The 23,276-nt window shown below is 55.1% G+C and carries 25 protein-coding genes; 19 read left to right on the forward strand and 6 right to left on the reverse strand.

Annotated features, from left to right (window positions below; translation table 11 throughout):
• Nucleotides 1-25: 25 nt before the first annotated feature.
• The 3 genes from marB to marR are packed head-to-tail and all read right to left on the reverse strand — an operon-like array spanning nucleotide 26 to nucleotide 1,112.
• Entirely contained in the window at nucleotides 26-244 is a 219-nt protein-coding gene (gene marB / locus G0034_RS11145) for a multiple antibiotic resistance protein MarB (protein ID WP_014883824.1), read from the reverse strand.
• Nucleotides 245-277: 33 nt separating this feature from the next.
• Nucleotides 278-658: an MDR efflux pump AcrAB transcriptional activator MarA gene (marA, locus tag G0034_RS11150; RefSeq protein ID WP_008502237.1), complete on the reverse strand. Its 381-nt coding sequence runs from the start codon at nucleotides 656-658 to the stop codon at nucleotides 278-280.
• 19 nt (nucleotides 659-677) lie between these two features.
• Nucleotides 678-1,112 (reverse strand): multiple antibiotic resistance transcriptional regulator MarR, encoded by a 435-nt coding sequence (gene marR / locus G0034_RS11155; protein WP_014883825.1) that lies wholly within the window; start codon nucleotides 1,110-1,112, stop codon nucleotides 678-680.
• Nucleotides 1,113-1,368: 256 nt separating this feature from the next.
• Between marR and G0034_RS11160 the strand changes: the two genes are divergently transcribed.
• Nucleotides 1,369-2,034 (forward strand): MarC family NAAT transporter, encoded by a 666-nt coding sequence (locus G0034_RS11160; RefSeq protein WP_014883826.1) that lies wholly within the window; start codon nucleotides 1,369-1,371, stop codon nucleotides 2,032-2,034.
• 94 nt (nucleotides 2,035-2,128) lie between these two features.
• Here the strand turns inward: G0034_RS11160 and G0034_RS11165 are convergent, their stop codons facing one another.
• Complete coding sequence (locus G0034_RS11165; RefSeq protein ID WP_023337287.1) at nucleotides 2,129-3,325, reverse strand: sugar transporter; 1,197 nt, start codon at nucleotides 3,323-3,325, stop codon at nucleotides 2,129-2,131.
• A gap of 177 nt (nucleotides 3,326-3,502) precedes the next feature.
• Here G0034_RS11165 and G0034_RS11170 point away from each other — a divergent pair, with 177 nt between their 5' ends.
• The 3 genes from G0034_RS11170 (at nucleotide 3,503) to G0034_RS11180 (ending at nucleotide 5,675) form a co-directional block, all read left to right on the forward strand.
• Nucleotides 3,503-4,291 carry a PhzF family phenazine biosynthesis protein gene (locus G0034_RS11170; RefSeq protein ID WP_023337288.1) on the forward strand — a complete coding sequence of 263 codons (789 nt, stop codon included), beginning with the start codon at nucleotides 3,503-3,505 and terminating at the stop codon, nucleotides 4,289-4,291.
• A gap of 27 nt (nucleotides 4,292-4,318) precedes the next feature.
• Nucleotides 4,319-5,110, forward strand: a complete 792-nt coding sequence (locus tag G0034_RS11175; protein WP_023337289.1) for a PhzF family phenazine biosynthesis protein — start codon at nucleotides 4,319-4,321, stop codon at nucleotides 5,108-5,110.
• Nucleotides 5,111-5,192: 82 nt separating this feature from the next.
• Nucleotides 5,193-5,675 (forward strand): GNAT family N-acetyltransferase, encoded by a 483-nt coding sequence (locus tag G0034_RS11180; protein WP_047344235.1) that lies wholly within the window; start codon nucleotides 5,193-5,195, stop codon nucleotides 5,673-5,675.
• On the opposite strand, the gene ptrR is transcribed toward G0034_RS11180, so the two are convergent.
• Nucleotides 5,629-6,507, reverse strand: coding sequence for a putrescine utilization regulator PtrR (gene ptrR, locus G0034_RS11185; protein WP_014883831.1), 879 nt, complete (start codon nucleotides 6,505-6,507; stop codon nucleotides 5,629-5,631). The genes G0034_RS11180 and ptrR overlap by 47 nt on opposite strands.
• A gap of 98 nt (nucleotides 6,508-6,605) precedes the next feature.
• Between ptrR and sad the strand changes: the two genes are divergently transcribed.
• From sad to G0034_RS11230, 9 genes are all read left to right on the forward strand, one after another.
• A complete protein-coding gene (gene sad, locus G0034_RS11190) occupies nucleotides 6,606-7,994 on the forward strand; it encodes a succinate-semialdehyde dehydrogenase (RefSeq protein WP_023337290.1) in 1,389 nt (462 codons plus the stop codon).
• A 112-nt stretch (nucleotides 7,995-8,106) separates the two neighbouring features.
• Nucleotides 8,107-9,696: a methyl-accepting chemotaxis protein gene (locus G0034_RS11195; protein ID WP_047626167.1), complete on the forward strand. Its 1,590-nt coding sequence runs from the start codon at nucleotides 8,107-8,109 to the stop codon at nucleotides 9,694-9,696.
• Between the two features lie 62 nt (nucleotides 9,697-9,758).
• Entirely contained in the window at nucleotides 9,759-10,685 is a 927-nt protein-coding gene (gene glsB / locus G0034_RS11200; RefSeq protein ID WP_179120862.1) for a glutaminase B, read from the forward strand.
• On the forward strand, nucleotides 10,685-11,047 hold the full coding sequence (locus G0034_RS11205) for a DUF4186 domain-containing protein (protein WP_023337293.1): 363 nt from the start codon (nucleotides 10,685-10,687) through the stop codon (nucleotides 11,045-11,047). Before glsB ends, G0034_RS11205 begins: the two co-directional genes overlap by 1 nt.
• A 107-nt stretch (nucleotides 11,048-11,154) precedes the next feature.
• Entirely contained in the window at nucleotides 11,155-12,603 is a 1,449-nt protein-coding gene (locus G0034_RS11210; protein WP_179120863.1) for a GGDEF domain-containing protein, read from the forward strand.
• Between the two features lie 111 nt (nucleotides 12,604-12,714).
• Nucleotides 12,715-13,680 carry a sensor domain-containing diguanylate cyclase gene (locus tag G0034_RS11215; RefSeq protein WP_179120864.1) on the forward strand — a complete coding sequence of 322 codons (966 nt, stop codon included), beginning with the start codon at nucleotides 12,715-12,717 and terminating at the stop codon, nucleotides 13,678-13,680.
• A gap of 82 nt (nucleotides 13,681-13,762) precedes the next feature.
• The gene (locus tag G0034_RS11220; protein ID WP_179120865.1) at nucleotides 13,763-14,290 is read left to right on the forward strand and encodes a GNAT family N-acetyltransferase; all 528 of its coding nucleotides are present in this window, start codon (nucleotides 13,763-13,765) and stop codon (nucleotides 14,288-14,290) included.
• Nucleotides 14,291-14,406: 116 nt separating this feature from the next.
• On the forward strand, nucleotides 14,407-15,858 hold the full coding sequence (locus G0034_RS11225; RefSeq protein ID WP_045268152.1) for a tagaturonate reductase: 1,452 nt from the start codon (nucleotides 14,407-14,409) through the stop codon (nucleotides 15,856-15,858).
• 201 nt (nucleotides 15,859-16,059) lie between these two features.
• Nucleotides 16,060-16,974: a bestrophin family protein gene (locus tag G0034_RS11230; RefSeq protein ID WP_179120866.1), complete on the forward strand. Its 915-nt coding sequence runs from the start codon at nucleotides 16,060-16,062 to the stop codon at nucleotides 16,972-16,974.
• Here G0034_RS11230 and G0034_RS11235 read toward each other — a convergent pair.
• Nucleotides 16,962-17,510: a GNAT family N-acetyltransferase gene (locus tag G0034_RS11235; RefSeq protein WP_179120867.1), complete on the reverse strand. Its 549-nt coding sequence runs from the start codon at nucleotides 17,508-17,510 to the stop codon at nucleotides 16,962-16,964. The two genes, G0034_RS11230 and G0034_RS11235, sit on opposite strands and share 13 nt — an antisense overlap.
• Nucleotides 17,511-17,644: 134 nt before the next feature.
• On the opposite strand from G0034_RS11235, the gene G0034_RS11240 reads away from it, so the two are divergent.
• The 6 genes from G0034_RS11240 to G0034_RS11265 all read left to right on the forward strand — a co-directional run bounded on the left by G0034_RS11240 (nucleotide 17,645) and on the right by G0034_RS11265 (nucleotide 23,270).
• Nucleotides 17,645-18,229 (forward strand): hypothetical protein, encoded by a 585-nt coding sequence (locus G0034_RS11240; RefSeq protein WP_045268153.1) that lies wholly within the window; start codon nucleotides 17,645-17,647, stop codon nucleotides 18,227-18,229.
• A 52-nt stretch (nucleotides 18,230-18,281) separates the two neighbouring features.
• A complete protein-coding gene (locus tag G0034_RS11245; RefSeq protein ID WP_179120868.1) occupies nucleotides 18,282-18,722 on the forward strand; it encodes a GNAT family N-acetyltransferase in 441 nt (146 codons plus the stop codon).
• Nucleotides 18,723-18,868: 146 nt separating this feature from the next.
• The gene (locus G0034_RS11250; RefSeq protein ID WP_023330426.1) at nucleotides 18,869-19,864 is read left to right on the forward strand and encodes an alpha/beta fold hydrolase; all 996 of its coding nucleotides are present in this window, start codon (nucleotides 18,869-18,871) and stop codon (nucleotides 19,862-19,864) included.
• A 44-nt stretch (nucleotides 19,865-19,908) separates the two neighbouring features.
• Nucleotides 19,909-20,649, forward strand: coding sequence for a response regulator (locus G0034_RS11255; RefSeq protein WP_014883845.1), 741 nt, complete (start codon nucleotides 19,909-19,911; stop codon nucleotides 20,647-20,649).
• Complete coding sequence (locus tag G0034_RS11260) at nucleotides 20,646-21,944, forward strand: ATP-binding protein (protein WP_014883846.1); 1,299 nt, start codon at nucleotides 20,646-20,648, stop codon at nucleotides 21,942-21,944. The genes G0034_RS11255 and G0034_RS11260 overlap by 4 nt, the downstream gene beginning before the upstream one ends.
• A 135-nt stretch (nucleotides 21,945-22,079) precedes the next feature.
• Nucleotides 22,080-23,270, forward strand: a complete 1,191-nt coding sequence (locus G0034_RS11265) for a cytochrome c biogenesis protein/redoxin (protein WP_023330428.1) — start codon at nucleotides 22,080-22,082, stop codon at nucleotides 23,268-23,270.
• Nucleotides 23,271-23,276 lie beyond the last annotated feature (6 nt).

The raw sequence follows: 23,276 nt of genomic DNA on the forward strand, positions 1-23,276 counted from the left end.
CCCGCAGTGGCGGGGCAAAAACGAATCAGAAGCCGTGCTGATTATAATAAGGCACGCCTAATTCGTCGGATTTGTCGCTACCAGTCCCCATGTGGTTGAAATCATAGGGTGACTGGTCATGTGCTGACGGCAAAATCATCGTGCCACGATTATTTTGCTGCGTTGCACCTGGGGTTTGCTCCGCGAAGGTCTGGCTGGAAAACAGCACCAGCAAGGCGAGGGCGGCGGAGGCGATAACTTTCATGATTTCCTCGGTTACGTCTTTTACAGGCGATGATTAACTACAATGTTTTAACGGATACAGGTATCGGGATTCTCCGGGTACGCTGGTGATTCGGTACTTATGAGGCGGCACGTCAAAATAGTTCTTAAACGTACGCGTCAGGGTTTGCTGTGATTCAAATCCGTAACGCTCTGCCAGATAAAGGATCGGCTCATTGCTTTCTTTCAGTTTCTGGGCAATTTCCGTCAGCTTGCGACTGCGAATATATTGACCTAGTGAATGGCCGGTCTCTTTTTTGAACATCCGTTGCAGGTGCCATTTGGAGTAACCTGAACGCTCTGACACTTTTTCAAGGGAGAGCGGCGATTCCAGGTTATCTTCGATCCAGTCCAAAATGCTATGAATGGTGATAGCGTCAGTATTGCGTCTGGACATCGTCATACCTCTTTTCTGTTTACGGCAGTATTTTCTTCAGCAAAAGCTCAAGGGTTGCCACTTCATCTGCCGTTAAGTTTTTTGTTAGTTCCTGATGCAGTGTTTGTCCTACTAATTGATGACATTGCTCGCACATGGCCGCGCCATCGCAGGTGAGCTTGACCAGCACGCCGCGTTTGTCATTCGGGTTAGGGCTTCGTTCTACCCATCCTTTGCAGACGAGACGATCCAGCATGCGGGTTAACGCACCCAGATCGACAGAGAGCACCTTTTTCAGCTCAACCGGCGTGATACACACTTCGCAGCGAATGGAACACAGCACTTTGAACTGTGTTGCGGTGATATCCAGCGGTGACAGATAGTCATTGAGCAGGCGATCTTTTTTCTGGTTAACCATATGAATAAGACGACCCAGCGGAACAACGTCGTTAAAGATATCACTGGTGCTTTTCACAATGGTTGCCCTGGCAAGTAGTTTAGTCACGGCAGATATTATTGCTCAGGCAAGTATAAGTCAACTGAATGAATCAACCGATGCCACGAATTGCTAAAAAGTTTCATGAACTTTTTTTGAACGCTTTCAAATCATATAGATAACTCAGGGTTATCCTTACTTACGGAAAATAATCGTTACGTTGCGCAGATGGCTTAACGTCACACTTTCCCCCTATACTTGCGGGGATGAATATGGATAAGGACGACGATGCATTATGTTGGATTTAATTAAAGCAGTGAGTCTTGGGCTGGTGGTGCTGCTGCCGTTGGCAAACCCGTTAACGACGGTGGCGCTTTTCCTCGGGCTGGCAGGGAATATGAACAGCGCCGAGCGTAACCATCAGTCAATGATGGCTTCCGTCTATGTGTTTGCCATCATGATGGTGGCTTACTATGCGGGACAGGTGGTGATGAACACCTTCGGGATTTCCATCCCTGGCCTGCGCATCGCCGGGGGACTCATTGTCGCCTTTATCGGTTTCCGCATGCTGTTCCCGGCGCAGAAAGCGCATGAGTCGCCGGAGGCCAAAAGCAAATCCGAAGAGCTGGAAAGCGAACCGAGTGCAAATATTGCCTTTGTGCCGCTGGCTATGCCGAGCACGGCGGGGCCGGGTACCATCGCGATGATCATCAGTTCCGCCTCTACGGTACGTGATAGCGCCACCTTCCCGGACTGGGTCCTGACGGTTGCGCCACCGCTGATTTTTGCGATTATCGGGATCATTGTGTGGGGGTCACTGCGCAGTTCCGGTGCGATTATGCGCTGGGTAGGTAAGGGCGGTATCGAAGCTATTTCCCGTCTGATGGGCTTCTTACTGGTCTGTATGGGCGTGCAGTTTATTATTAACGGCGTGCTGGAGATTATTAAAACTTACCACTGAGGTGATTGCCGGGTGGCGGTTTCGCCTTACCCGGCCTGGGTTATTACAGGCTTGTAGGCCGGGTAAGCGCAGCGCCACCCGGCACAAACAAACGTCACCCGTGCTGACCTTGTTCCTCCAGCGCCACCGGCCATTTGCGGAAGATGAGCACTGACCAGATAAGCGCGACCAGGGCCGGAATAGCGCCCAGATACCCAATCGCCGACATCGAGACATGAAGGCTAATCTGATTTCCCACCAGCGCGCCCGCGCCGATGCCCAGATTAAATATCCCCGAGAACAGTGACATGGCAACGTCCGTCGCGTCCGGTGCCAGCGCCAGCACTTTTACCTGCATGCCAAGGCCGATGATCATGATCGCCACGCCCCAGAACAGGCTCAGGATCGCCAGATGGTTTTCGCTGCCCGCGGCGGGCATCAGCAACAGCAGGCAGGCGAGCAGCAGGCCAATGGCGCCGCTCACAAGCAAGGAAGCATGCTGATTACCCAGCTTGCCAAACAGCACGCTGCCGATAATGCCCGCACCGCCGAGGATGAGCAGTAACAGGGTGGCAAAATTGGCGCTAAAGCCTGCCACCACCTGAACAAACGGTTCAATGTAGCTGTATGCCGTGTAATGGGCGGTCACCACGATTACGGTAAGCAGATAGATACTCAGCAGCGCAGGGCGACGCATCAACAGCGGCAGGCTTTTCAGCGAGCCAGAGTGTTCGCTCGGCAGCGCGGGCAGCAGCTTAATCAGACACACCAGCGTAACCAGTGCCCCCATGCCGATCGCGAAGAAGGTCGTGCGCCAGCCGAAGTATTGCCCCACGATGCGGCCAATCGGCAGACCCAGCACCATCGCCAGCGCGGTGCCGGTGGCAATCAGGCTCAGCGCCTGGGCGCGTTTACCCGCCGGGGCCAGGCGTATAGCCAGCGACGCGGTGATCGACCAGAACACCGCATGGGCGAATGCAATGCCAATCCTGCTCATGACCAGCACCGTAAAATTCCACGCCATAAACGACAGAACATGGCTGGCGATGAACAACACGAAGAGACCGATCAGTAGTTTGCGTCGCTCCATCTGGCTGGTCAGCAGCATAAACGGCAATGACATCAGCGCCACCACCCAGGCGTAGATGGTCAACATAATGCCCACCTGAGCCGTTTCCATCTGGAAACTGTCGGCAATGTCAGACAACAGCCCAACCGGAACAAACTCTGTGGTGTTGAAAATAAACGCGGCAATGGCCAGCGTGACCACGCGTAGCCACGCAACCCTGCGGGAAACTGTGTTCGTTGTCATAGGGATGTCGGAGATTCGTTGCTGGAAAGAAGAGGGGACGATCTTAAAACGTCAAACGGCGAAAACTCAACCATTATGTGACGCAGATCTCAATATTTACCTTTTGAAAGCGGTAGCCGGGGAGGGTGTTTTCATTGAATATAAAAGAACAACACAACAAAAACAGGCGGTAAGACAATGCAGGAGATTGATTTTTATCTGGTAGATGCGTTCAGCGATACTTCGTTTGGTGGCAATCCGGCGGCGGTTTGTCCGCTGAAAGAATGGTTACCCGATGAAACGCTACTGAAAATGGCGCAACAGCATAATCAATCGGAAACGGCCTTTTTCGTCTGCAGCAAAGGGGGCATTGAGCTACGCTGGTTTACAACGCTCACCGAAGTCAATCTCTGCGGGCATGCCACTTTGGCCGCCGCGTACGTCCTGTTTCATGAACTGGATTACCCCGACTCGCGGATCCACTTCGACACCGCATCTGGCCGCCTGACGGTCAGCCGGGAGGGAGAGTGGATGACGCTGGATTTCCCGGCGTGTCCGACACATAAAGAGACGCCACCGCCAGAGATGATCGCGGCGCTGGGTATCCGCCACTACGTTGACGCCCGTAAAGGGCGCGCGTGGGTGATCGTCCTGGAAAACCGCCAGCAGGTTGAAGCCCTTATGCCGAACCTGTCTGCGATGACACCGGGTGAGCACAAAGTTAGCGTGACGGCACCGGGCGAGGGGGAATATGACTTTGTCAGCCGCTTCTTCTCACCGGGCGTTTCCGTCCCGGAAGATCCGGTCACCGGGTCCGCGCACACGATGCTGATCCCCTACTGGAGTGAAACACTGGGCAAAACGACCCTGTTTGCCCGTCAGGTGTCGGCGCGGGGCGGTGACGTGCGTTGTGAACTGAGAGGGGAACGGGTGCTGATGAGCGGTCAGGCGTCGTGCTACCTGAAAGGCACGGTGTATCTGCGCTAAAAACTGATAACAAGAGAGGGAGAGACAATGCAGGAAATTGATTTTTATCTGGTGGATGCCTTCAGCGACAGGGCGTTTGGCGGTAATGCGGCGGCGGTTTGCCCGCTGGAGGAGTGGCTGCCCGATGAGACGCTGCTTAAAATGGCGCAGCAGCATAATCAGTCTGAGACCGCCTTTTTTGTGCGAACCGACGACGGGTTTGAACTGCGCTGGTTTACCACGCTGCACGAAATTAACCTGTGCGGACACGCGACCCTCGCGGCGTCACACGTGATTTTTGAATATCTGGATTATCCGCATACCGAAATTCATTTTACCACGCGCTTCGTGGGCGAGCTGACGGTCAAGCGCAGCGGCGACTGGCTGACGCTGAATTTCCCTGCGTGGCCGACGGAGGCCGTCGATAATCCCCCGGCAGCGTTGTTCACCGCGCTGGGCATCACAAAGGCGAAAGAGGTACGCGCCGGACGAGACTATATCGTGGTGCTGGAGAGCCAGCAGCAGGTGGAGGCGCTCACGCCGGATATCGCGGCAATGGTTCCGCTGGGGAAAATGGTCTGCGTAACGGCGCCTGGAGAAGACTATGACTTCGTCAGCCGCTTTTTCTGCCCGGGCGAAGGGGTGCCGGAAGATCCGGTTACCGGATCCACGCACAGCATGCTGATCCCCTACTGGAGCGAAAAGCTGGGAAAAACGTCACTGAACGCACGTCAGGTGTCGTATCGTGGCGGCGATCTGCGCTGTGAACTGAAGGGCGATCGCGTGTTGATCGCCGGTCAGGCCACGTTGTATCTGAAAGGCCGTATCTTTTTGCGCTAGCCGGGCAGCGCGATAAGTTAATACTATGAAGCGCCATGGCAGAGCTGCGCTATTTTAAAATAAAAACAGCAAGGAGCCTGCCATGTATTCCATTACCTCTGAATCCGCTCGTCATCCGGACATCCTCACACTGATTGCAGCCCTTGACCGCTATCAGAGCGAACTCTATCCCGCAGAGAGCAATCATCTGCTCGATCTTTCAGCGCTGCCCGACTCATCGCTTATCCTGATGATCATTCGCGACCAGCAGCTTCAGGCCGTTGGCTGTGGAGCCATCGTACTTAACGGGGATGGAACCGGTGAGATGAAACGGGTCTATATTGACCCGACCCACCGGGGACAGCATCTGGGAGAGAGGCTGCTGGCTGCTCTGGAGGATGAGGCCCTGAGCCGTCATTGCCACACGGTACGGCTGGAGACAGGGATAAAACAACACGCCGCGGTTCGTCTGTATGAACAGTGCGGGTACGAACTGCGCCCGGCATTTGCCCCCTATGTTGACGACCCGCTTAGCCTGTTTATGGAGAAGGCGCTGGTTGAAGACGTTCGTTTAGCAGCGCTATAAACGCTTCCAGCTGGCGGGTCATCGCCCCCCGTCGCCACACCAGCCAGGTGGTGAGCCAGCGCCAGTTTTCAGCCAGCGGCCAGGCCTCAATCTGATGATGTCCTGGCATACTTTCCAGCATGGAGCGCGGCATCAGCGCGATGCCCGCGCCCGCAATGACGCAGGCGAGCATGCCGTGATAGGACTCCATCTCGTGAATGCGGCCAGGCGTCGCGCCGTCTGCATGAAACCAGCTCTCCAGATGTCGGCGATATGAGCAGTTGGCGCGAAAGGCATAAACGTCGCTGCCGCTCACCTGCGTGGCGCGTGTGACCTCCGTATGCCCGGCAGGCGTGACCAGCATCATCTCTTCCCTGTAGACCGGCATCCCCTCCAGTTCCGGGTGTGACAGCGGCCCGTCAACAAAGGCGGCGCTCAGCGTTCCCTCCAGTACACCCTCTATCATCGTTCCGGAAGGGCCGGTAGAGAGGGCAAACTGGATGCGCGGATAACGCTGGTTAAACTGCGCCAGCGATTCAGGGATGCGCACGGCGGCGGTGCTTTCCAGCGCGCCAAGAGCAAATAACCCCTGTGGTTCATCCCCCGCGACGACCATACGCGCTTCATCCACCAGCGCCAGAATCTGTCTGCTGTAGCGCAGGAAGTTATGCCCGGCGGGAGATAACCGCAAACGCTGGTTCTCACGAATAAACAGCTCAACGCCGAGATCGGCTTCCAGCTGGCGGATTCGTGTTGTCAGGTTCGAGGGAACGCGATGCACCTTCTGCGCCGCCTGGGTGATGCTCCCCGTCAGCGCGACGGCGTTAAACATTTCAAGCTGGGTTAAATCCATAGCATTCTCATTTCGTGAATAAGGTGGTTAGTATTATTCATTTCTAAGAAATAGCAGAGTGAGCCACAATTAATCAACCGAAATGCGTGGAGAACATCATGACTTATTCATCTGCTACACATGCCCTGTCTGTTAACCCGGCTACGGGTGAAACGATCGCCGCGTATCCGTGGGCGACAAAGGAAGAGGTTGAACAGGCTATCGCCCGGGCTGATGCCGGTTTTCGTCAGTGGCGGAGCGAAAGCGTCGCCCGGCGGGCGCAGAAGCTGCGCGATCTCGGTGCTGCGCTGCGTCATCGTGCGGAAGAGATGGCCCGGATGATGTCCCGGGAGATGGGCAAACCGGTTCTGCAGGCGCGGGCGGAAGTGGCAAAATCTGCGGGTCTGTGTGACTGGTATGCGGAACACGGCCCGGCCATGCTGAATGCAGAGCCAACCCAGGTGGAAAACCACAACGCGGTTATTGAATACCGCCCGCTGGGGCCGATTCTGGCGGTGATGCCGTGGAACTTCCCGCTCTGGCAGGTACTGCGCGGGGCGGTGCCGATCCTGCTGGCAGGTAACAGCTATCTGCTTAAGCACGCGCCTAACGTGCTTGGCTCGGCGGATCTTATCGCACAGATTTTTGCTGATGCCGGTTTCCCGGAAGGCGTTTTTGGCTGGGTTAATGCCACCAATGACGGCGTAAGCCAGGCGATTAACGACCGTCGCATTGCGGCGGTGACCGTTACCGGCAGCGTGCGTGCCGGGGCCGCAATTGGTGCCCAGGCAGGTGCTGCGCTGAAAAAATGCGTGCTTGAGCTGGGCGGCTCTGACCCGTTCATCGTGCTCAACGACGCTGACCTGGATCTCGCCGTGAAAGCGGCGGTGGCGGGTCGCTATCAGAATACCGGGCAGGTGTGCGCGGCCGCCAAACGCTTTATTGTTGAAGAGGGTATTGCGGATATCTTTACCCAACGCTTCGTCGCGGGCGTAGCCGCCCTGAAGATGGGCACACCCGATGAAGAAGAGAACTACATTGGCCCGATGGCGCGTTTTGACCTGCGCGATGAACTGCATCAGCAGGTTCAGGCCACCCTGGCTGAGGGGGCCACGCTGCTGCTGGGCGGAGAGAAAATCAGCGGCGAGGGGAATTATTACGCGCCTACCGTGCTGGCGAACGTCACGCCGTCGATGACGGCCTTCCGCCAGGAGCTGTTTGGTCCGGTAGCGGCTATTACCGTCGCGAAAGATGCTGAGCACGCCCTGACGCTGGCAAACGACAGCGACTTTGGCCTCTCTGCTACGGTCTTCACCGCCGACGCCGCGCTTGCGGATAAATTCTCTCGCGAGCTGGAGTGCGGTGGGGTGTTTATCAATGGTTACAGCGCCAGCGATGCGCGCGTGGCCTTTGGCGGTGTGAAGAAGAGTGGTTTTGGCCGCGAGCTCTCCCATTTCGGCCTGCATGAATTCTGTAACGTGCAGACGGTGTGGAAGAACAGAGTGTAATTCGTTTGTAGAGGCCCTCAGTTTGAGGGCCACTGTCATTTCTCTGCAATGGTTCTGTCATTTTCGTTTCGTAGACTCGCACGCGTCTAACGTCTTGTTACTGAAGAAAATCATGAACCTAACGCAAATTTTTCGTCGTATTGCGCAGCGCTGTATCCCACGTCAATTTGGCCTGCTGACGGGTATCTTTTGTATTATTGGCCTTTTCTCCGCACTGCAACTCTCCTCATCTTTTCTGCTTAACGCCTCCCTGAAGGACGCTCAGCGCAACGAGCGGCAAAATCTACTGGCGTATCAGCAACAGAGCAAGCTTGATCTGGCGCGTGTCTCCCTGCTGGCGGCAAGCGATCTGCTTAACCGCTCCGGCGTCTGGTTTATGCAGGATAAAGAGACCGGTTCAGAAGGAAGCTGGCACAGTCTGATGGATGAGGCGCAAGCGTCGCTGGCGGTTTCTCAGCAGGCGTGGCAAGCCTGGCGGGCACTCAATCCGCCGGAAGATGAGGCCCTGGTGAACAGCTATCAGCTTTTCTACGGTGCCATTAAAGAGCAATCGGAAGCGCTTGTCAGAACCCACACCATTGATGCCTTTTTTGCTGTCCCGGCCCAGGCGTTTCAGAGCGACTTCAACGATAACTACGCCCGTTATCAGCAGGCCAGCGAGAAGCAGGCCATGCAGGGGCGTCAGGGACTTATGACGCAGCTTTCAAGGCTGCAGACGTTGTTCCTGTTTGCGCCGGTTTTACTGCTCGCCATCGCCGTTGCCGTCTGGTTCGGCATGTCCAGGTGGGTGATCACGCCGTTACGTCGACTGATTGCGCATATTAACCAGCTGGCAGCCGGAGATCTTTCCGGTACGCCGCCTGCCGTCAGGCGTTTTAATCGTGAGACGGGGCAGCTTAGCGACAGTATCGCCACCATGCAGCACGGTCTGCAGCAGCTGGTGACCCAGGTCAGCCATGCCACGACCGCAATGGTTGAAAATATCGGCTCCCTGGCGCAGGGGAATCAGAAGCTGTATCAGCAATCGGCGCGTCAGGCAAAAGAGCTGGAAGAGGTCACGACCCATATCGCGACGCTGGAAACGCATGTGGAAGGGAATACCGGCTACGCCAGACTCGCCAGCTCGCGCGCGGACGAAGCGCGTCAGGCCGCGGTAGGCGGTGACCAGATGATGTCGACCGTGAATGCGTCCATGCAGGCGATCGTCGAGCGATCTTCTGAAATGCGCGGGATCGTGGCGATGATCGACAGCGTGGCGTTTCAGACCAATATTCTGGCGTTAAACGCCGCCATTGAAGCCGCCCATGCCGGTAACCATGGACGCGGGTTTGCCGTTGTCGCCCGGGAAGTCGGCCTGCTTGCCAGAAAGAGTAGCCACTCAACGCAGACCATCCAGGAACTTATCAATCGCTCTTTGCAGGGCATTGAAGACGGATCCCGCGCGGTGAATTTGATGGAGGACAATTTGCAGCAGGTCACCGGTCTGGTCGGTAACTTAAGCAGTTTGCTGAATGAAATCTCAACCGCTACGCTCAGCCAGGGGGAGAGTATTCACCAGATGACGCGTCAGCTTCAGGCGCTGAATCAGGTTTCCCGCCAGACGGATCTGCTGGTTTCTGATGCCTCAGAGGCCTCTGAGCGACTGCAAAAGCAATCCGATCTTTTATTGCAGGCCGTTTCGCGTTTTCGTCTTAGCGCCTGACGCAATACATAAGCCTCTGTTATACTCGCAGCCCGTTTTAGCCTGAGGGCAAGGAGCAAAGAGTGGCTGCGGTCATCCATAATGAGATGCTGGACGAGATTCTGGCACAGGTTCGTCCGTTATTGGGAAAGGGTAAGGTTGCCGACTATATTCCGGCTCTTGCCTCGGTCAGCGGGAATAAGCTGGGGATTGCGATCTGTACCATCGACGGACAGCGATACCAGGCAGGGGATGCCACTGAACGTTTTTCGATTCAGTCAATTTCGAAAGTGCTGAGCCTGGTTGCAGCGATGCGCCAGTACGAGGAAGACGAGATCTGGCAGCGTGTCGGTAAAGATCCGTCCGGCCAGCCTTTCAACTCACTGCTTCAGCTTGAAATCGAGCAGGGTAAACCGCGTAATCCTTTTATCAATGCCGGGGCGCTGGTGGTCTGCGATATGCTGCAAAGCCGTCTCAGCGCACCGCGTCAGCGAATGCTGGAGATTGTTCGTCAGCTCTCGGGCGTTGACGATCTTGCCTATGATTCGCTAGTGGCCCGCTCGGAGTTTGAGCACTCCGCCCGTAACGCGGCCATCGCCTGGCTGATGAAATCCTTCGGCAACTTTCATAACGACGTGGCAACCGTACTGCAAAACTACTTCCACTACTGCGCGTTGAAAATGAGCTGCGTTGAGCTGGCCCAGACGTTCCTGTTTCTGGCGCACCAGGGGCACGCGCCGCATCTCGATCAGGACGTCGTTTCCCCACTGCAGGCGCGGCAGGTCAACGCCCTGATGGCGACCAGCGGCATGTATCAAAACGCGGGCGAGTTTGCCTGGCGGGTTGGGCTTCCGGCCAAATCCGGTGTTGGCGGCGGGGTCGTGGCGATTGTGCCGCATGAAATGGCGATTGCCGTCTGGAGCCCGGAACTGGATGAAACGGGAAATTCACTTGCCGGTGTGGCGGTGTTGGAGAAACTGACCCAACGTCTGGGACGTTCCGTATACTGATGTCCGATCTGGATCCGCTTTTTTCCCGCCTGGCGCGATCGACGTTTCGCTCGCGCTTTCGTTTAGGCAATAAAGAACGGCAGTACTGCTGGGACAAAGGACCCGACACCATTGACCAGCATGCTGCGGATTTCGTTAAAAAACGCCTTGCACCGGCGCAACCTGCCAACGACGGTAAACAGACGCCCATGCGCGGTCACCCGGTATTTATCGCCCAGCATGCCACGGCGACCTGCTGCCGGGGCTGTCTGGCAAAATGGCATAATATTCCCCAGGGCGTGCAACTGACTGCGCAGCAACAACATTATATCGTCAGCGTGATCCACCACTGGCTGGTGATACAGATGAACAGCCAAATTTGACGAGTTATGATCCTGTTGTAATTGTGTTATAGATGCAGGTTAAGTTAGTCCCGATCATGCTGACGACCGCAATATTTGCCATAAGCATTCATATGGAATGATATTTAATGCGTTCTGCTCTCACCGCCTTCAGGTTGTTCCAACCCGACACGCCGCTGCGTAATGCCTCGGCGATATTTATTCTCACCACTCTCTTTTATTTTGTGGGCGCGGAATTGCGGCTGGTCGAGGCCTTATCCCTGTTCTGGCCACTGAATGGCGTTATGGCAGGGATCTTTGCCCGTTATGTGTTTCTGCATCGCCTGCATTACTACGCGGTATGTTATGTCGCGATGCTGATGTACGACGCGGTGACGACTAACTGGGGAATGGCCTCGGTGGTCATAAACCTGTCTAACATGATCTTTATCGTCGTTGTCGCCGTGCTGGTTCAGCGTGACAGACGGTTGATGAAGAAAACCCCCGATCCGCTCAACGCATTACGGCTGTTTAACTACTGCCTGATTGCTGCGCTGCTGTGTGCCTTGCTCGGTGCGTTCGGGTCCGTGGGGATAGACAGTCATACCTTCTGGCCGCTGTTTGCCGACTGGTTTAGCGAGCAATTCTCCACTGGCGTGCTCGTTGTGCCTTGCATACTTACCCTCGGTTTGCCGGTGCGGGAACTCAGGATAAATCTTGAGAAACTGTTACCGATCATCGCGCTGGTTGTTTCGGTGGCTGCCTCGGTGGTGATTGGCGGAGCGGGAAGCCTCGCATTTCCGCTGCCTGCGCTTATCTGGTGTGCGGTACGCTACTCGCTGCCTGCGACCTGCCTGCTGACGTTTATTACAGGGGCGATTGAAATCATTCTGGTCGCCAACTCCATCATAAATATCGCCGTGGCGACGCCGCTCTCGACCCCGATGATGTTTTCTGCGCGGCTGGGTATTGCCACGATGGCCATCTGCCCGGTGATGGTCTCCGTCAGCATGGCGGCGATTAATTCCCTGATCCGTCAGGTATCCCTGCGGGCGGATTATGACTTTCTGACCCACGTCTACTCGCGTTCCGGGCTTTACGAGGCGCTAAAACGCGAAGAAACGCACCGTCATCCACGTTTTCTGACCGTCATGCTGCTCGATATTGATTACTTCAAAAGCATCAATGATAACTACGGTCATGAGTGCGGCGACCGCGTGCTGGCATCCTTTGCCCGCCAGGTTCAGCAGGTCGTTGGTGAAGACGGGATGGTGGCCCGCATGGGGGGAGAGGAGTTTGCTGTGGTCGTTAATTCGGGCGATGAACAACACGGCTATGCACTGGCGGAACGTATCAGGAGTACCGTGGCCAGCCATCCTTTCACCTGGCGTCAGCAGACGCTTTATCTGACGGTCAGTATTGGCCTCGGAAGCGGAAAGGCGGAGTCATGGCAGTTGACGGAGGTCTTCAACAAGCTGATGGCCGAGGCGGACGATCATCTTTATCGTTCAAAAAAGGCGGGTCGAAATCGTACCAGCGCCCGGCTGGCGGATGAGCAACTTGCCGCCAGTGCCGGGAATGAAACTGAGCTGCGTTAATCGTTATAAGGCATTGACGTGAATTAGATAGCGGCTTAACAGGATATTCGCACACTGACAATGTCTCTGTTTAAGCTACGCTTTGAGTAACGCTTTACGTCAGGAGACATTATGAAAGCACCTGCAACACCTGAAAATGAATCAGACCGACTTCACTCGCTGCGCGAATCGGGTCTGCTTGAGATCGACAGTTCCCCGGCGTTTGACCGCTTAACGCGCCTGGCGAAACGCTTTTTCCAGGTGCCACTGGCGATGGTCAACCTTATTGATGAGCACTCGCTGATCGTGAAATCGGCGGATGGACAGGCACCCGGTTCCGTTCCGCGTAACATCTCTTTCTGTGGCCATACGATCCTCGCTGAAGCTCCGCTGGTGGTAGGGGATATGCGTCAGGATGACCGGTTCGCGGATAACCCGCTGGTGGCCGGTGAGCCCGGCGTGCGTTTTTACGCGGGCTTCCCGCTGCGCTTACGAGACGGCGCAAGCGTTGGCTCGCTTTGCCTGATTGATTACGCTCCTCGCGAGTTTTCAGCGGCCGATCTCGCCGTACTGGGTGACCTGGGCGCGCTGGCTGAGGATGAGTTTGCCGCCATCAGCGCGGCGACCACGGATGAGTTGACCGGGTTATTCAACCGACGCGGCTTTAATCAGCTTGTGCGGTTCACGCTTTCCATTGCCCGACGCCGTGCTGAGCCGCTGACGCTGGGCTGGCTGGATCTGGATCGGTTCAAGGAGATTAACGATCGTTACGGGCATGAGGAGGGGGATAAGGCGCTTAAAGTCATGGCGCAACTGATGCGTACCTCTTTCCGTGAAGCGGATCTGCTGGTTCGTTTCGGTGGCGATGAGTTTGCGGTGCTGTTTGCCGACACGGATGAGCAGGGGGCGTGGATTGCCATGCAGTATCTCGCCGAGCAGGTCGAAAACTACAATGCGCGCAAGTTACACTCATGGTCGCTGAAGTTCTCCTGGGGGCTGAGTGAATTTGATCACAACAGTAACGACCTGCAAAAGTGGCTCAACGATGCCGATGCAAAAATGTATGCCATGAAGCAGCAGCGGCAGCGCGGGCGGTGATATAACAAAAGCGTATGACTGGCCCGATTGCGTTAAGAAAATGTTAAATGCAAAGTGTGGGTATTCAACGTAAGGACAAACAATGAATACCTCACTACATATCCAAAACTTCACCCGTGACGACATTCTCACTCATCTTGATGCGCTGGCCGGGATCCTCGAAAACTGCGTGACCGGCGGCGCATCCGTCAGCTTCATGTTGCCGTTTAGCCTCGATAAGGCCCGTTCATTCTGGCTCGGTATTGCTGAAAGCGTAGGGCGCCATGAGCGCGTTGTGCTTGCCAGCGTTGATCCCCAGCTGGGCGTTATCGGAACGGTGCAACTGATTACCGACCAGCCTGAGAATCAACCTCATCGTGCCGATGTGGCAAAACTTCTGGTACATGAAAAAGCGCGTCGCAAAGGGGCCGCGATGGCGCTGATGGAAGCGCTTGAGGCTGAAGCCCGCGCCAGAAATATTTCGGTTCTGGTACTCGATACCTCCACCGGCAGCGGCGCTGAGACGTTTTATCAGCGTGCCGGCTGGCAAAAGGTCGGTGAGATCCCGCGCTACGCCCTGATGCCGGACGGTGCCATGACGGCGACGTCCGTGTTCTACAAATTCTTATAATTTTCGTCACAACCACGCCGTGAATTGATCGAAACAGGGTTCCTGGTCGGAAAGTTTTGATAAGTTATCGTACCAATCTTATCAGGCTGTATGACTAATCATAAAAGGAACCCATTGTGAACACGCTTAACCGTCGTGATTTTCCCGGTGCTCAATACCCTGAACGCATCATCCAGTTTGGTGAAGGCAACTTCCTGCGTGCGTTTGTCGACTGGCAAATTGACCTGCTAAATGAACATACCGATCTCAATGCCGGTGTGGTTATCGTTCGCCCCATTCAGAGTGCTTTCCCGCCCTCGCTGAGCACCCAGGATGGCCTCTATACCACCATCATTCGCGGCCTGAATGAGCAGGGCGAAACGGTAAGTGAGAGCCGTCTTATCCGCTCGGTTAACCGGGAGATCGACGTCTACAGCCAGTATGATGCGTTCCTGAAACTGGCCCACAACCCCGATATGCGTTTTGTCTTCTCGAACACCACCGAGGCCGGGATCGGCTATCACGCGGGTGACAAATTCGACGATGCGCCTGCCGTGAGCTATCCGGCGAAACTGACGCGCCTGCTGTTTGAGCGCTTCAGCCACTTCAATGGTGCGACCGATAAGGGCTGGATCATCATTCCGTGTGAGCTGATAGACTACAACGGAGACGCCTTGCGTGAACTGGTCTTGCGTTATGCGCAGGAGTGGGCGCTGCCTGCCGCTTTCATCCAGTGGCTAAATGAAGCAAACCATTTCTGCTCAACGCTGGTTGACCGTATTGTGACCGGTTACCCGCGCGATGAAGCGGCCGCGCTGGAAGCTGAGCTGGGATATCACGATGCGTTCCTGGATACGGCAGAACACTTCTACCTGTTTGTTATTCAGGGGCCAGCATTCCTTGCCCGAGAACTGCGTCTGGATAAGTATCCGCTTAATGTGCTGATTGTGGATGACATCAAACCCTACAAAGAGCGTAAAGTCGCCATCCTGAATGGTGCGCATACGGCACTGGTGCCGGTAGCGTTCCTGGCGGGGCTGGATACGGTCGGTGAGGCGATGAATGATGCCGATATCTGTGCCTTCGTCGAAAAAGCGATTTATCAGGAAATTATTCCGGTCCTCGATCTGCCACGTGATGAACTGGAATCGTTCGCCAGCGCGGTAACAGGGCGTTTTCGGAACCCTTACATCAGACACCAGTTGCTCTCGATTGCACTCAACGGCATGACTAAATACCGCACCCGCATTCTGCCGCAATTGCTGGCCGGGCAGAAGGTCAGGGGGCAGTTACCATCCCGTCTGACGTTTGCGTTAGCGGCCCTGATTGCGTTTTATCGCGCGGAGCGTAACGGGGAGGGCTATCCGGTACAGGATGATGCGAACTGGCTGGAATGTTATCAGCAGTTATGGGCGCGGCACCGCGATAATCAGATAAGTACCCGTGAACTGGTGCAGGCTGTGTTGAGCGAGAGAGAGCACTGGGAGCTGGACCTGACGCAGGTGAACGGCCTGGTGGACCAGGTGACGCTGGATCTTGATGCCATTCTGCTGAAGGGAATGCGCGCAGCGGTGAAACCACTTTGCTAATCACGTCACCCGGCTGCGGCCGGGTTTAAATAGAATCTATTTTAGTTACAACATACTGTTTACTCCGTTTTTAAAAAAGAGAATCAGCACCGTGCATATTTCGCTTTGCAGATGGGAAAATGCAATGTCCCGTTAACATGCTTGCAACCGTGAGGGGGATCACGTTTAATAGCCACGCTCTTTTCTTGCCTGAAACTCACTATGATTGTTCGTCCTAAACAGCACTGGCTACAACTGATTTTTGTCTGGCACGGTTCGGTACTTCCCAAAATCTATACCCGACTGCTGCTCAACTTCCTGCTTTCTATCGCCGTGATCCTGATGCTGCCGTGGTACACCTCGCTGGGCATCAAATTTACCGTCGCGCCCTTCAGCATTCTCGGCGTGGCGATCGCTATCTTTCTGGGTTTCAGAAACAACGCCTGTTATTCACGTTACGTCGAGGCTCGACTGCTCTGGGGGCAGTTGATGATAGCGGCACGCTCGCTGTTTCGCGAGGTAAAAAACACCTTGCCTGACGATAAACATCTGGGTGAGTTTCTCCGCCTGCAGATTGCCTTTGCCAACTGCCTGCGTATGACCTTGCGCCGGGAACTGAACGCTAAAGAACTCGCTCGTTATCTTGCTGCGGATGATTTACGGCACGTGATGGCTGCCAACTCGCCGGCCAACCGTATTCTACTGATCATGGGGGAGTGGCTTGCCGTGCGGCGGCGTAACGGACAGCTTTCGGACATTCTTTTCCATAGCCTGAACAACCGCTTGAACGACATGTCCATCGTCCTTTCCGGCTGCGAGCGTATCGCGACGACGCCAGTGCCGTTTGCCTATACGCTGATTTTGCACCGCACGGTATATCTGTTCTGCATCATGCTGCCGTTCGCGCTGGTTGTGGACCTGCATTACATGACACCGTTTGTCTCCGCGCTGATCTCTTACACCTTTATCTCGCTGGATACCCTGGCAGAAGAGCTGGAAGATCCGTTTGGTACGGAAGATAACGACCTGCCGCTGGACGCCATCTGCAACAATATGGAACGCGATCTGCTGCAGATGAACGATGAAGAGAACATTCCTGAAAGGCTGATGCCAGATAAGCATTATCAGCTGACCTGACGGGCATTCCACTCGTCGCGGGTGATCTCCCACAGTTCGGAGTCAAGCATACCGCTGACGTAGTCTTTCTTTTCCGTTCTGACAAGCCGCATGCCGCTGCTGTCTGAAATACGACGTGAGCGGCTGTTGGCGGCGGCCTTCGGCGCACGCAACACCGCTTTGTTCAGCGTATTGAACCAGTAATCCGTCGCCGCAATGCTCGCCTCCCGCATATAGCCTTTACCCTGAAACTCCGGTGCAAGCCAGAATCCGCGGTTGTTATCTTCAATATCGTACAGGCAGATAATACCCATGAGTTCATCCGGTACTTCGCGACGTCGGATGCTCCAGAACCAGGCAATCCCTTTTGCCATATCGGGCAGCGCCACGTTGTTAACATAATTTTCCGCACCGTTATCCGGATAAGGCCAGGGCACCGAAGAGACCATATAACGCACGATCTCCCAGCGCGGATATAGCTTCTGTATCTGGACAGCATCTTCGGCAACCAGCGGTTTTAACAGTAAGCGTTCAGTCGTGAGCGTAGGTATTGTCATCCGCGGATCTCCGTATTTAAGCGTTATGTTTTTGTTTGGGTTCTGGTATTTTTATCTCTATCACATTCCAGTGCGCTGCGCTGTGGTTATTGACCACCAAAATCGTTTCCTTTTATTTGATGGTGATATTTTTGATGAGATTGCTGCCACTTTTAAACGGACGCGTTTTCTGTGATCTCCTGCATCATGGCAGGGAGATTGAGAAGACTATCGCCCGAGGCGAGGCTCATCTATTGAACCATTCCACTCCCGAGCTTGAACGTTATTTTTCCCGGCCGCTCAATGAGCTTCCACGTCAAAACCCTTATCCGGTCGCGGTGCTGCTTCCTCTGTTTTTAGTGGCTTTTGCATTTAATCTTCTGCCTTTTATCCATGCGTTTCCGGGCTTATCACCTTTACACCATGCACTGGGCTTTTTCTTACCGTCATTGGCCATGATTGGCGCGCTCATCATCACAAGCGTACTTCTGGCTCGGGGATTAACGTCAGGGTTAGCGGGATTTCTGGCGCTGTTCTTTATTTTGCTGATAATAACCGTCGTTCAGGCGGTATATCTCTTGTTTGCCCATCACGGAAGTAGTTGGCCACTGGTCATTGCCTTCTTCGCGTTGGTATTTTGCAGATTGGTGATGAATGGAAGAGGGTTCGTGCTCTTTACGCTCTACTGCCGTACGCAGCGTCTTGCCCGTCTGGCCCGCAAAATGCGATTAAAAAGGTGATACGACCCTACGCTGTTTCGATATGGCAATTAACAGGTATTGCGAGGAACACATGGCAGTTACGGTAAGACCGCTACGCGAAGATGATTATTCTCAATGGCGACCGCTGTGGGATGGCTATACCCATTTCTATGAGTGCTATCTAGAGGAATCCGTTACCGCATCAACCTGGGAAAGGGCGCTCTCAGCGCAATCGTCGATGTTCTGTCGCGTGGTAGAGAAGGACGAAAAAGTGATCGGTTTCGCAATGTGTATTCTGCACGAAGGCACCTGGTCAACAGCGCCCATTTGCTACCTGGAAGATCTGTTTGTTGATGCTGCTGAACGCGGCGCGGGGGCGGGCAAAGCGCTTATAGATGCCCTGATTGCAGAAGGTAAGCGTGAAGGGTGGTCAAAACTGTACTGGGTCACCCGGGAGAATAACCCGGCGCGTAAACTCTACGATCAATACCGTGAGGCCGACGATTACGTTCGCTATCGCCTTTCCCTTTAAGGCTAAAACGCCTGTGTTTGTATCACACTGTATCTGTTTTCCTGATACATACACAGGCTTGCAATAAACCCGCTTTCGCACATATCCGCTATACATTGAGGTGTTGTTATATCCCCGTGAATTGAACTCAATCGGAGACACCAAATATGTTCAGCAAACTCGCTTACTCGACCCTTGCTCTGACCGTTTCTCTTGGCACAGTGATGTCCTGTCAGGCCGAAGTCACCGGCACCAGCTTCACGGCAGCCTTTGACCACCCGCAGCAAATTAACGCCGGCGACCTTAACGTCGGGTATGTCGACATCGGCCCGAAAGACGGTCAACCGGTCATTTTATTACACGGCTGGCCCTACGATATTCACAGCTATGCTGAAGTCGCTCCCGCACTCGCGGCAAAAGGTTACCGTGTCATTGTGCCTTCTCTGCGCGGCTACGGTACCACTCGCTTCCTGTCAGCTAAAACCCCGCGCAACGGCCAGCCGTCTGCGATGGCGAAAGATATTGTTAATCTGATGGACGCCCTGAATATTAAACAGGCCGTATTTGCAGGCTACGACTGGGGTGCCCGCACCGCGGATATCGTTGCGGCGCTGTGGCCAGAACGCGTTAAGTCGCTCGTTTCGGTGAGTGGGTATCTCATCAGCAGCCAGCAGATTGGCAAACAACCGTTGCCGCCAAAAGCAGAGCAGCAGTGGTGGTATCAGTTTTACTTCGCCACCGAGCGCGGTGCGGAAGGCTACGCTAAAAACACGCATGACTTCGCCCGTTTGATCTGGTCGCAGGCCTCACCGGACTGGAAATTTAGCGATGCAACCTTCAACGCCAGCGCCAAATCGCTCGATAATCCGGATCACGTCGCGGTGACGCTCAGCAATTACCGCTGGCGCTTAGGGCTGGAAAAAGGTGAGCGCAAATACGACAGCTATGAGCAAAAACTGGCCGCGCTGCCGAATATCACCGTACCAACGATCACCATCGAAGGCGGAAACAACGGGGCACCGCATCCGGCACCACAGGCCTACGCGGGTAAATTTACCGGTAAGTATGAACACCGCACCTTTGGGGCGACTGTGGGTCACAATCCACCTCAGGAAGATCCGCAGGATTTCGTTAACGCTGTGGTCGACGCAGATAAACTCTGAAATGTGCTATTTTCAATACGTTAACCTTCAGTCTGGAGATTTCGGTGGAGCATATTGACCATATCCTTGTCGTCGATGACGACAGGGATATTCGTGAACTGATTGTCGACTATCTCGTTAAGTCCGGTTATCGCGCCTCCGGCGCGGCCAACGGCAAGGAGATGCGCGCCGTGCTGGATAAACAGCATATCGACCTGGTGGTGCTGGACGTCATGATGCCCGGCGATGACGGTCTTACGCTGTGTCGGCAACTGCGTGTCGGCAAACATAAAGATCTGCCTATCCTGATGCTGACGGCGCGTAATGAGGAGACGGACAGGATCCTGGGGCTGGAGATGGGCGCGGATGATTACGTTGTGAAGCCTTTTGTTGCGCGCGAATTGCTGGCGCGAATCAAAGCGATTTTACGCCGTTTTCGTACAATGCCGCCCAATTTACAGGTAACAGAAGCAGGGCGACTGGTGACGTTTGGTGAATGGGAGCTCGATACCGTTGCCCGCCACCTGATAGACCCGGAAGGGGTGATTGTGGCGCTCAGCGGGGCGGAGTATCGCCTGCTGCGCGTTTTCCTCGATCATCCTCAGCGCGTGTTGACTCGCGATCAACTGCTCAACCTGACGCAGGGGCGCGACGCCGAACTGTTTGAACGTTCTATCGATCTGCTGGTCAGCCGGGTACGTCAACGCCTGAATGAAGATGCGCGTACACCCGCCTATATTAAAACCGTGCGCAGCGAGGGCTATGTGTTTACCATGCCGGTCACGATCAAAGAGGCGAACGAATGAGGTTCTGGCCACGCTCACTGTTGGCCCGTTTGCTGATCATTGTGCTTCCCGGCCTGTTGCTGGCCAACGCCCTGAGCCTGACGCTGGTCATGATAGAACGAATGCACAGCGCCCGCACGGTGATGCTCGGTAACCTGGAATACGATGTCGCGACCAGCGTGGCCATTTTAGACCGCTTGCCGGCCACTGAACGGGCGGCCTGGCTGCCGCGCCTTGAGCGGGGTAACTATCGTTATATCCTCGGTCCGGGTGAGCCGGGCAACGCACCGACGGATAAGCGTTCCCGGGATGCCATCCGTACCCTAAAAGCGACACTGGCAGCACAATACCCGCTCAGCTTTACGGCTGTTCCTGGCGCCATTTCACATATCCAGGCGCATCTTACGTTACACGACGGCGCGCCGTTGACCATTGATCTGATCCCGCGCATGCCACCGGTCGCCAGCTGGCTGCCCGTTGTTCTCATCCTGCAACTGTTGCTGCTCGCGGCCTGCTCCTGGTTTGCCGTGCGGCAGGTAGTGCGGCCTTTTTCACAGTTTACCCGCGCGGTTGACGCCCTGGATCCGGCGGCCAATACGCCAATGACCGAGAAAGGGCCGCTTGAGGTACAACGGGCTGCCCATGCCTTCAACGCCATGCAGGCACGTATTCAGTCTTATCTCCGGGAACGTGCGCAGATTCTGGCCTCCATTTCGCACGATCTCCAGACGCCGATTACCCGCATGAAGCTGCGGGTCGAAATGGCGGAACACCCTGAACTGCGCGACAAGCTCATGGATGACCTTGATAATATGTCGCGTCTGGTGCGCGAGGGAATTGCCTATGCCCGGTCATCAGAATCACTGGAAGAGACATCGCTGAAGCTGGAACTTAATGCCTGGATAAACAGCATCGCCTGTGATTATCAGGACATCGGTAAAAACGTGCAATTTCAGGCGGGCGAATCCCGTTTGCCGATTGTCACGCGTCCGCAGGCGCTTCGCCGGGTGATGACCAACCTGCTGGATAACGCCCTGAAATTTGGCGAGCGCGCCAACATTGTCATTGATGATTCATCCGCCAGTGAGGTGGTGATCCACATTATTGATGGCGGCCCGGGAATACCCGATGCCGAACTGGAGGCCGTATTGCAGCCGTTTTATCGGGTTGAAACATCGCGCAACCGTGATACCGGTGGAACCGGACTGGGTCTGGCAATTGCTGCGCAACTGACCGCACAGCTGGACGGCAAGCTGAAGCTGGTGAACCGCGCCGAGGGCGGGCTGGATGTCTCCGTTACGCTCCCACGACGTTAATTGTATGGCTTTGTATCTGCCTTCCGGGAAGATACAGAGCCAGACAAAACCCGCGCTTTTACACATATCCTGAACACATCCGCACGATGAAATAGCCTCACTGCAGCGTCGCAGGACTTGTATCGTGAGGTCTCTATGTTTTTGATAATTGCTTTTCTGGGCGGGATGATAAGCCTGCTCAGTCCATGTACGCTCCCGGTTATTCCCCTCCTGTTTGCCGGTTTTCAGGGGCAAAGACGACATATTATGGCACTGCTCGCGGGGATGATCGTGATGTTCACCCTGGTTGCGATGGTTGTCACCGTCGCCAGCGAGTGGATAGCAGAAGCCACCGTCGTTGGACGCTGGATCGCGCTTATCATTCTGGCTACGGCCGCGCTGGCGTTAATTTTTCCCTCCTTTGCCCAGCGAATTGCCGGGCCAGCAGTCAGCGCGGGAAACGTCCTGAACACCCGAAGCGGACAAACACGCGGCATGGCATCTGCTTTTCTGGCCGGGCTGGCGGTCGGGTTGCTCTGGTCCCCCTGCGCAGGTCCCATTCTGGGGGCGATATTCAGCCTTAATATTGCGGGACATTCAGCCATCGCGACAGGGGCGTTACTTGCCGCCTACGGCAGTGGATGCGCGTTAATGCTGGGTTTACTCGTTCTCGGAGGCCGCACGCTGATGGCACCACTGAGAGCAAAATCGGCGCTGATGGCGAAGCTTCGCCAGGGGGCTGGCGTGGTGATGTTAGCGGCTGTCGTCTTTAACGCGACCGGAATGACGTCTGTTCTGAAAGGCGCAAATGGGGTGGCGGACCGTCTTGAAACCACGCTGCTGAATCTGGCAAAACCCGCTACACAAGCGGTGAAGCTCCAGCCGGTGGTGATGACCGAGCCGAGTAGCCAGCTGCCGTCGTTGAGCGGTGGAACAGGGTGGATAAACGGTGACCCTGTCACGTCTGAATCACTGCGCGGGAAGGTGGTCCTGATTGATTTCTGGACCTGGGACTGCATTAATTGCCAGCATACGCTTCCGCATGTGCGCGACTGGGCCACAAAGTATCAGTCGGAAGGTCTGGTCGTGATTGGGGTTCATACCCCGGAATATCCGTGGGAGAAACCGATTTCGTCGGTAAAAAATGCGGTGAATAAATGGCAGCTGCCGTATCGGGTTGTGACGGATAATAATTACCAAATCTGGAATGCTTTCGGCAACCAGTACTGGCCAGCGCATTATTACTTTGATGCTAAAGGGCAGCTGCGCTACACCTCCTTTGGGGAGGGAAATTACGATAAACAGGAACAGGTGATTCAACAGCTGCTGAAAGAAGCCCGTTCCTGATTACCG

The organism is Enterobacter sp. T2, assembly GCF_010692925.1.
Taxonomy (GTDB): Bacteria; Pseudomonadota; Gammaproteobacteria; order Enterobacterales; family Enterobacteriaceae; genus Enterobacter; species Enterobacter kobei.

Excerpts from the sequence above, each read along its gene's own strand:
- G0034_RS11195 (WP_047626167.1), top strand. The coding sequence starts at position 8,107 with ATGAACCTAACGCAAATTTTTCGTCGTATTGCGCAGCGCTGTATCCCA.
- G0034_RS11220 (WP_179120865.1), top strand. The coding sequence starts at position 13,763 with ATGAATACCTCACTACATATCCAAAACTTCACCCGTGACGACATTCTC.
- ptrR (WP_014883831.1), bottom strand. The coding sequence starts at position 6,507 with ATGGATTTAACCCAGCTTGAAATGTTTAACGCCGTCGCGCTGACGGGG.
- G0034_RS11250 (WP_023330426.1), top strand. The coding sequence starts at position 18,869 with ATGTTCAGCAAACTCGCTTACTCGACCCTTGCTCTGACCGTTTCTCTT.
- G0034_RS11165 (WP_023337287.1), bottom strand. The coding sequence starts at position 3,325 with ATGACAACGAACACAGTTTCCCGCAGGGTTGCGTGGCTACGCGTGGTC.
- G0034_RS11170 (WP_023337288.1), top strand. The coding sequence starts at position 3,503 with ATGCAGGAGATTGATTTTTATCTGGTAGATGCGTTCAGCGATACTTCG.
- G0034_RS11205 (WP_023337293.1), top strand. The coding sequence starts at position 10,685 with ATGTCCGATCTGGATCCGCTTTTTTCCCGCCTGGCGCGATCGACGTTT.
- G0034_RS11235 (WP_179120867.1), bottom strand. The coding sequence starts at position 17,510 with ATGACAATACCTACGCTCACGACTGAACGCTTACTGTTAAAACCGCTG.
- G0034_RS11210 (WP_179120863.1), top strand. The coding sequence starts at position 11,155 with ATGCGTTCTGCTCTCACCGCCTTCAGGTTGTTCCAACCCGACACGCCG.
- G0034_RS11245 (WP_179120868.1), top strand. The coding sequence starts at position 18,282 with ATGGCAGTTACGGTAAGACCGCTACGCGAAGATGATTATTCTCAATGG.
- G0034_RS11180 (WP_047344235.1), top strand. The coding sequence starts at position 5,193 with ATGTATTCCATTACCTCTGAATCCGCTCGTCATCCGGACATCCTCACA.
- G0034_RS11260 (WP_014883846.1), top strand. The coding sequence starts at position 20,646 with ATGAGGTTCTGGCCACGCTCACTGTTGGCCCGTTTGCTGATCATTGTG.
- G0034_RS11175 (WP_023337289.1), top strand. The coding sequence starts at position 4,319 with ATGCAGGAAATTGATTTTTATCTGGTGGATGCCTTCAGCGACAGGGCG.
- G0034_RS11265 (WP_023330428.1), top strand. The coding sequence starts at position 22,080 with ATGTTTTTGATAATTGCTTTTCTGGGCGGGATGATAAGCCTGCTCAGT.
- marA (WP_008502237.1), bottom strand. The coding sequence starts at position 658 with ATGTCCAGACGCAATACTGACGCTATCACCATTCATAGCATTTTGGAC.
- G0034_RS11215 (WP_179120864.1), top strand. The coding sequence starts at position 12,715 with ATGAAAGCACCTGCAACACCTGAAAATGAATCAGACCGACTTCACTCG.
- G0034_RS11160 (WP_014883826.1), top strand. The coding sequence starts at position 1,369 with ATGTTGGATTTAATTAAAGCAGTGAGTCTTGGGCTGGTGGTGCTGCTG.
- G0034_RS11240 (WP_045268153.1), top strand. The coding sequence starts at position 17,645 with ATGAGATTGCTGCCACTTTTAAACGGACGCGTTTTCTGTGATCTCCTG.
- marB (WP_014883824.1), bottom strand. The coding sequence starts at position 244 with ATGAAAGTTATCGCCTCCGCCGCCCTCGCCTTGCTGGTGCTGTTTTCC.
- G0034_RS11230 (WP_179120866.1), top strand. The coding sequence starts at position 16,060 with ATGATTGTTCGTCCTAAACAGCACTGGCTACAACTGATTTTTGTCTGG.
- sad (WP_023337290.1), top strand. The coding sequence starts at position 6,606 with ATGACTTATTCATCTGCTACACATGCCCTGTCTGTTAACCCGGCTACG.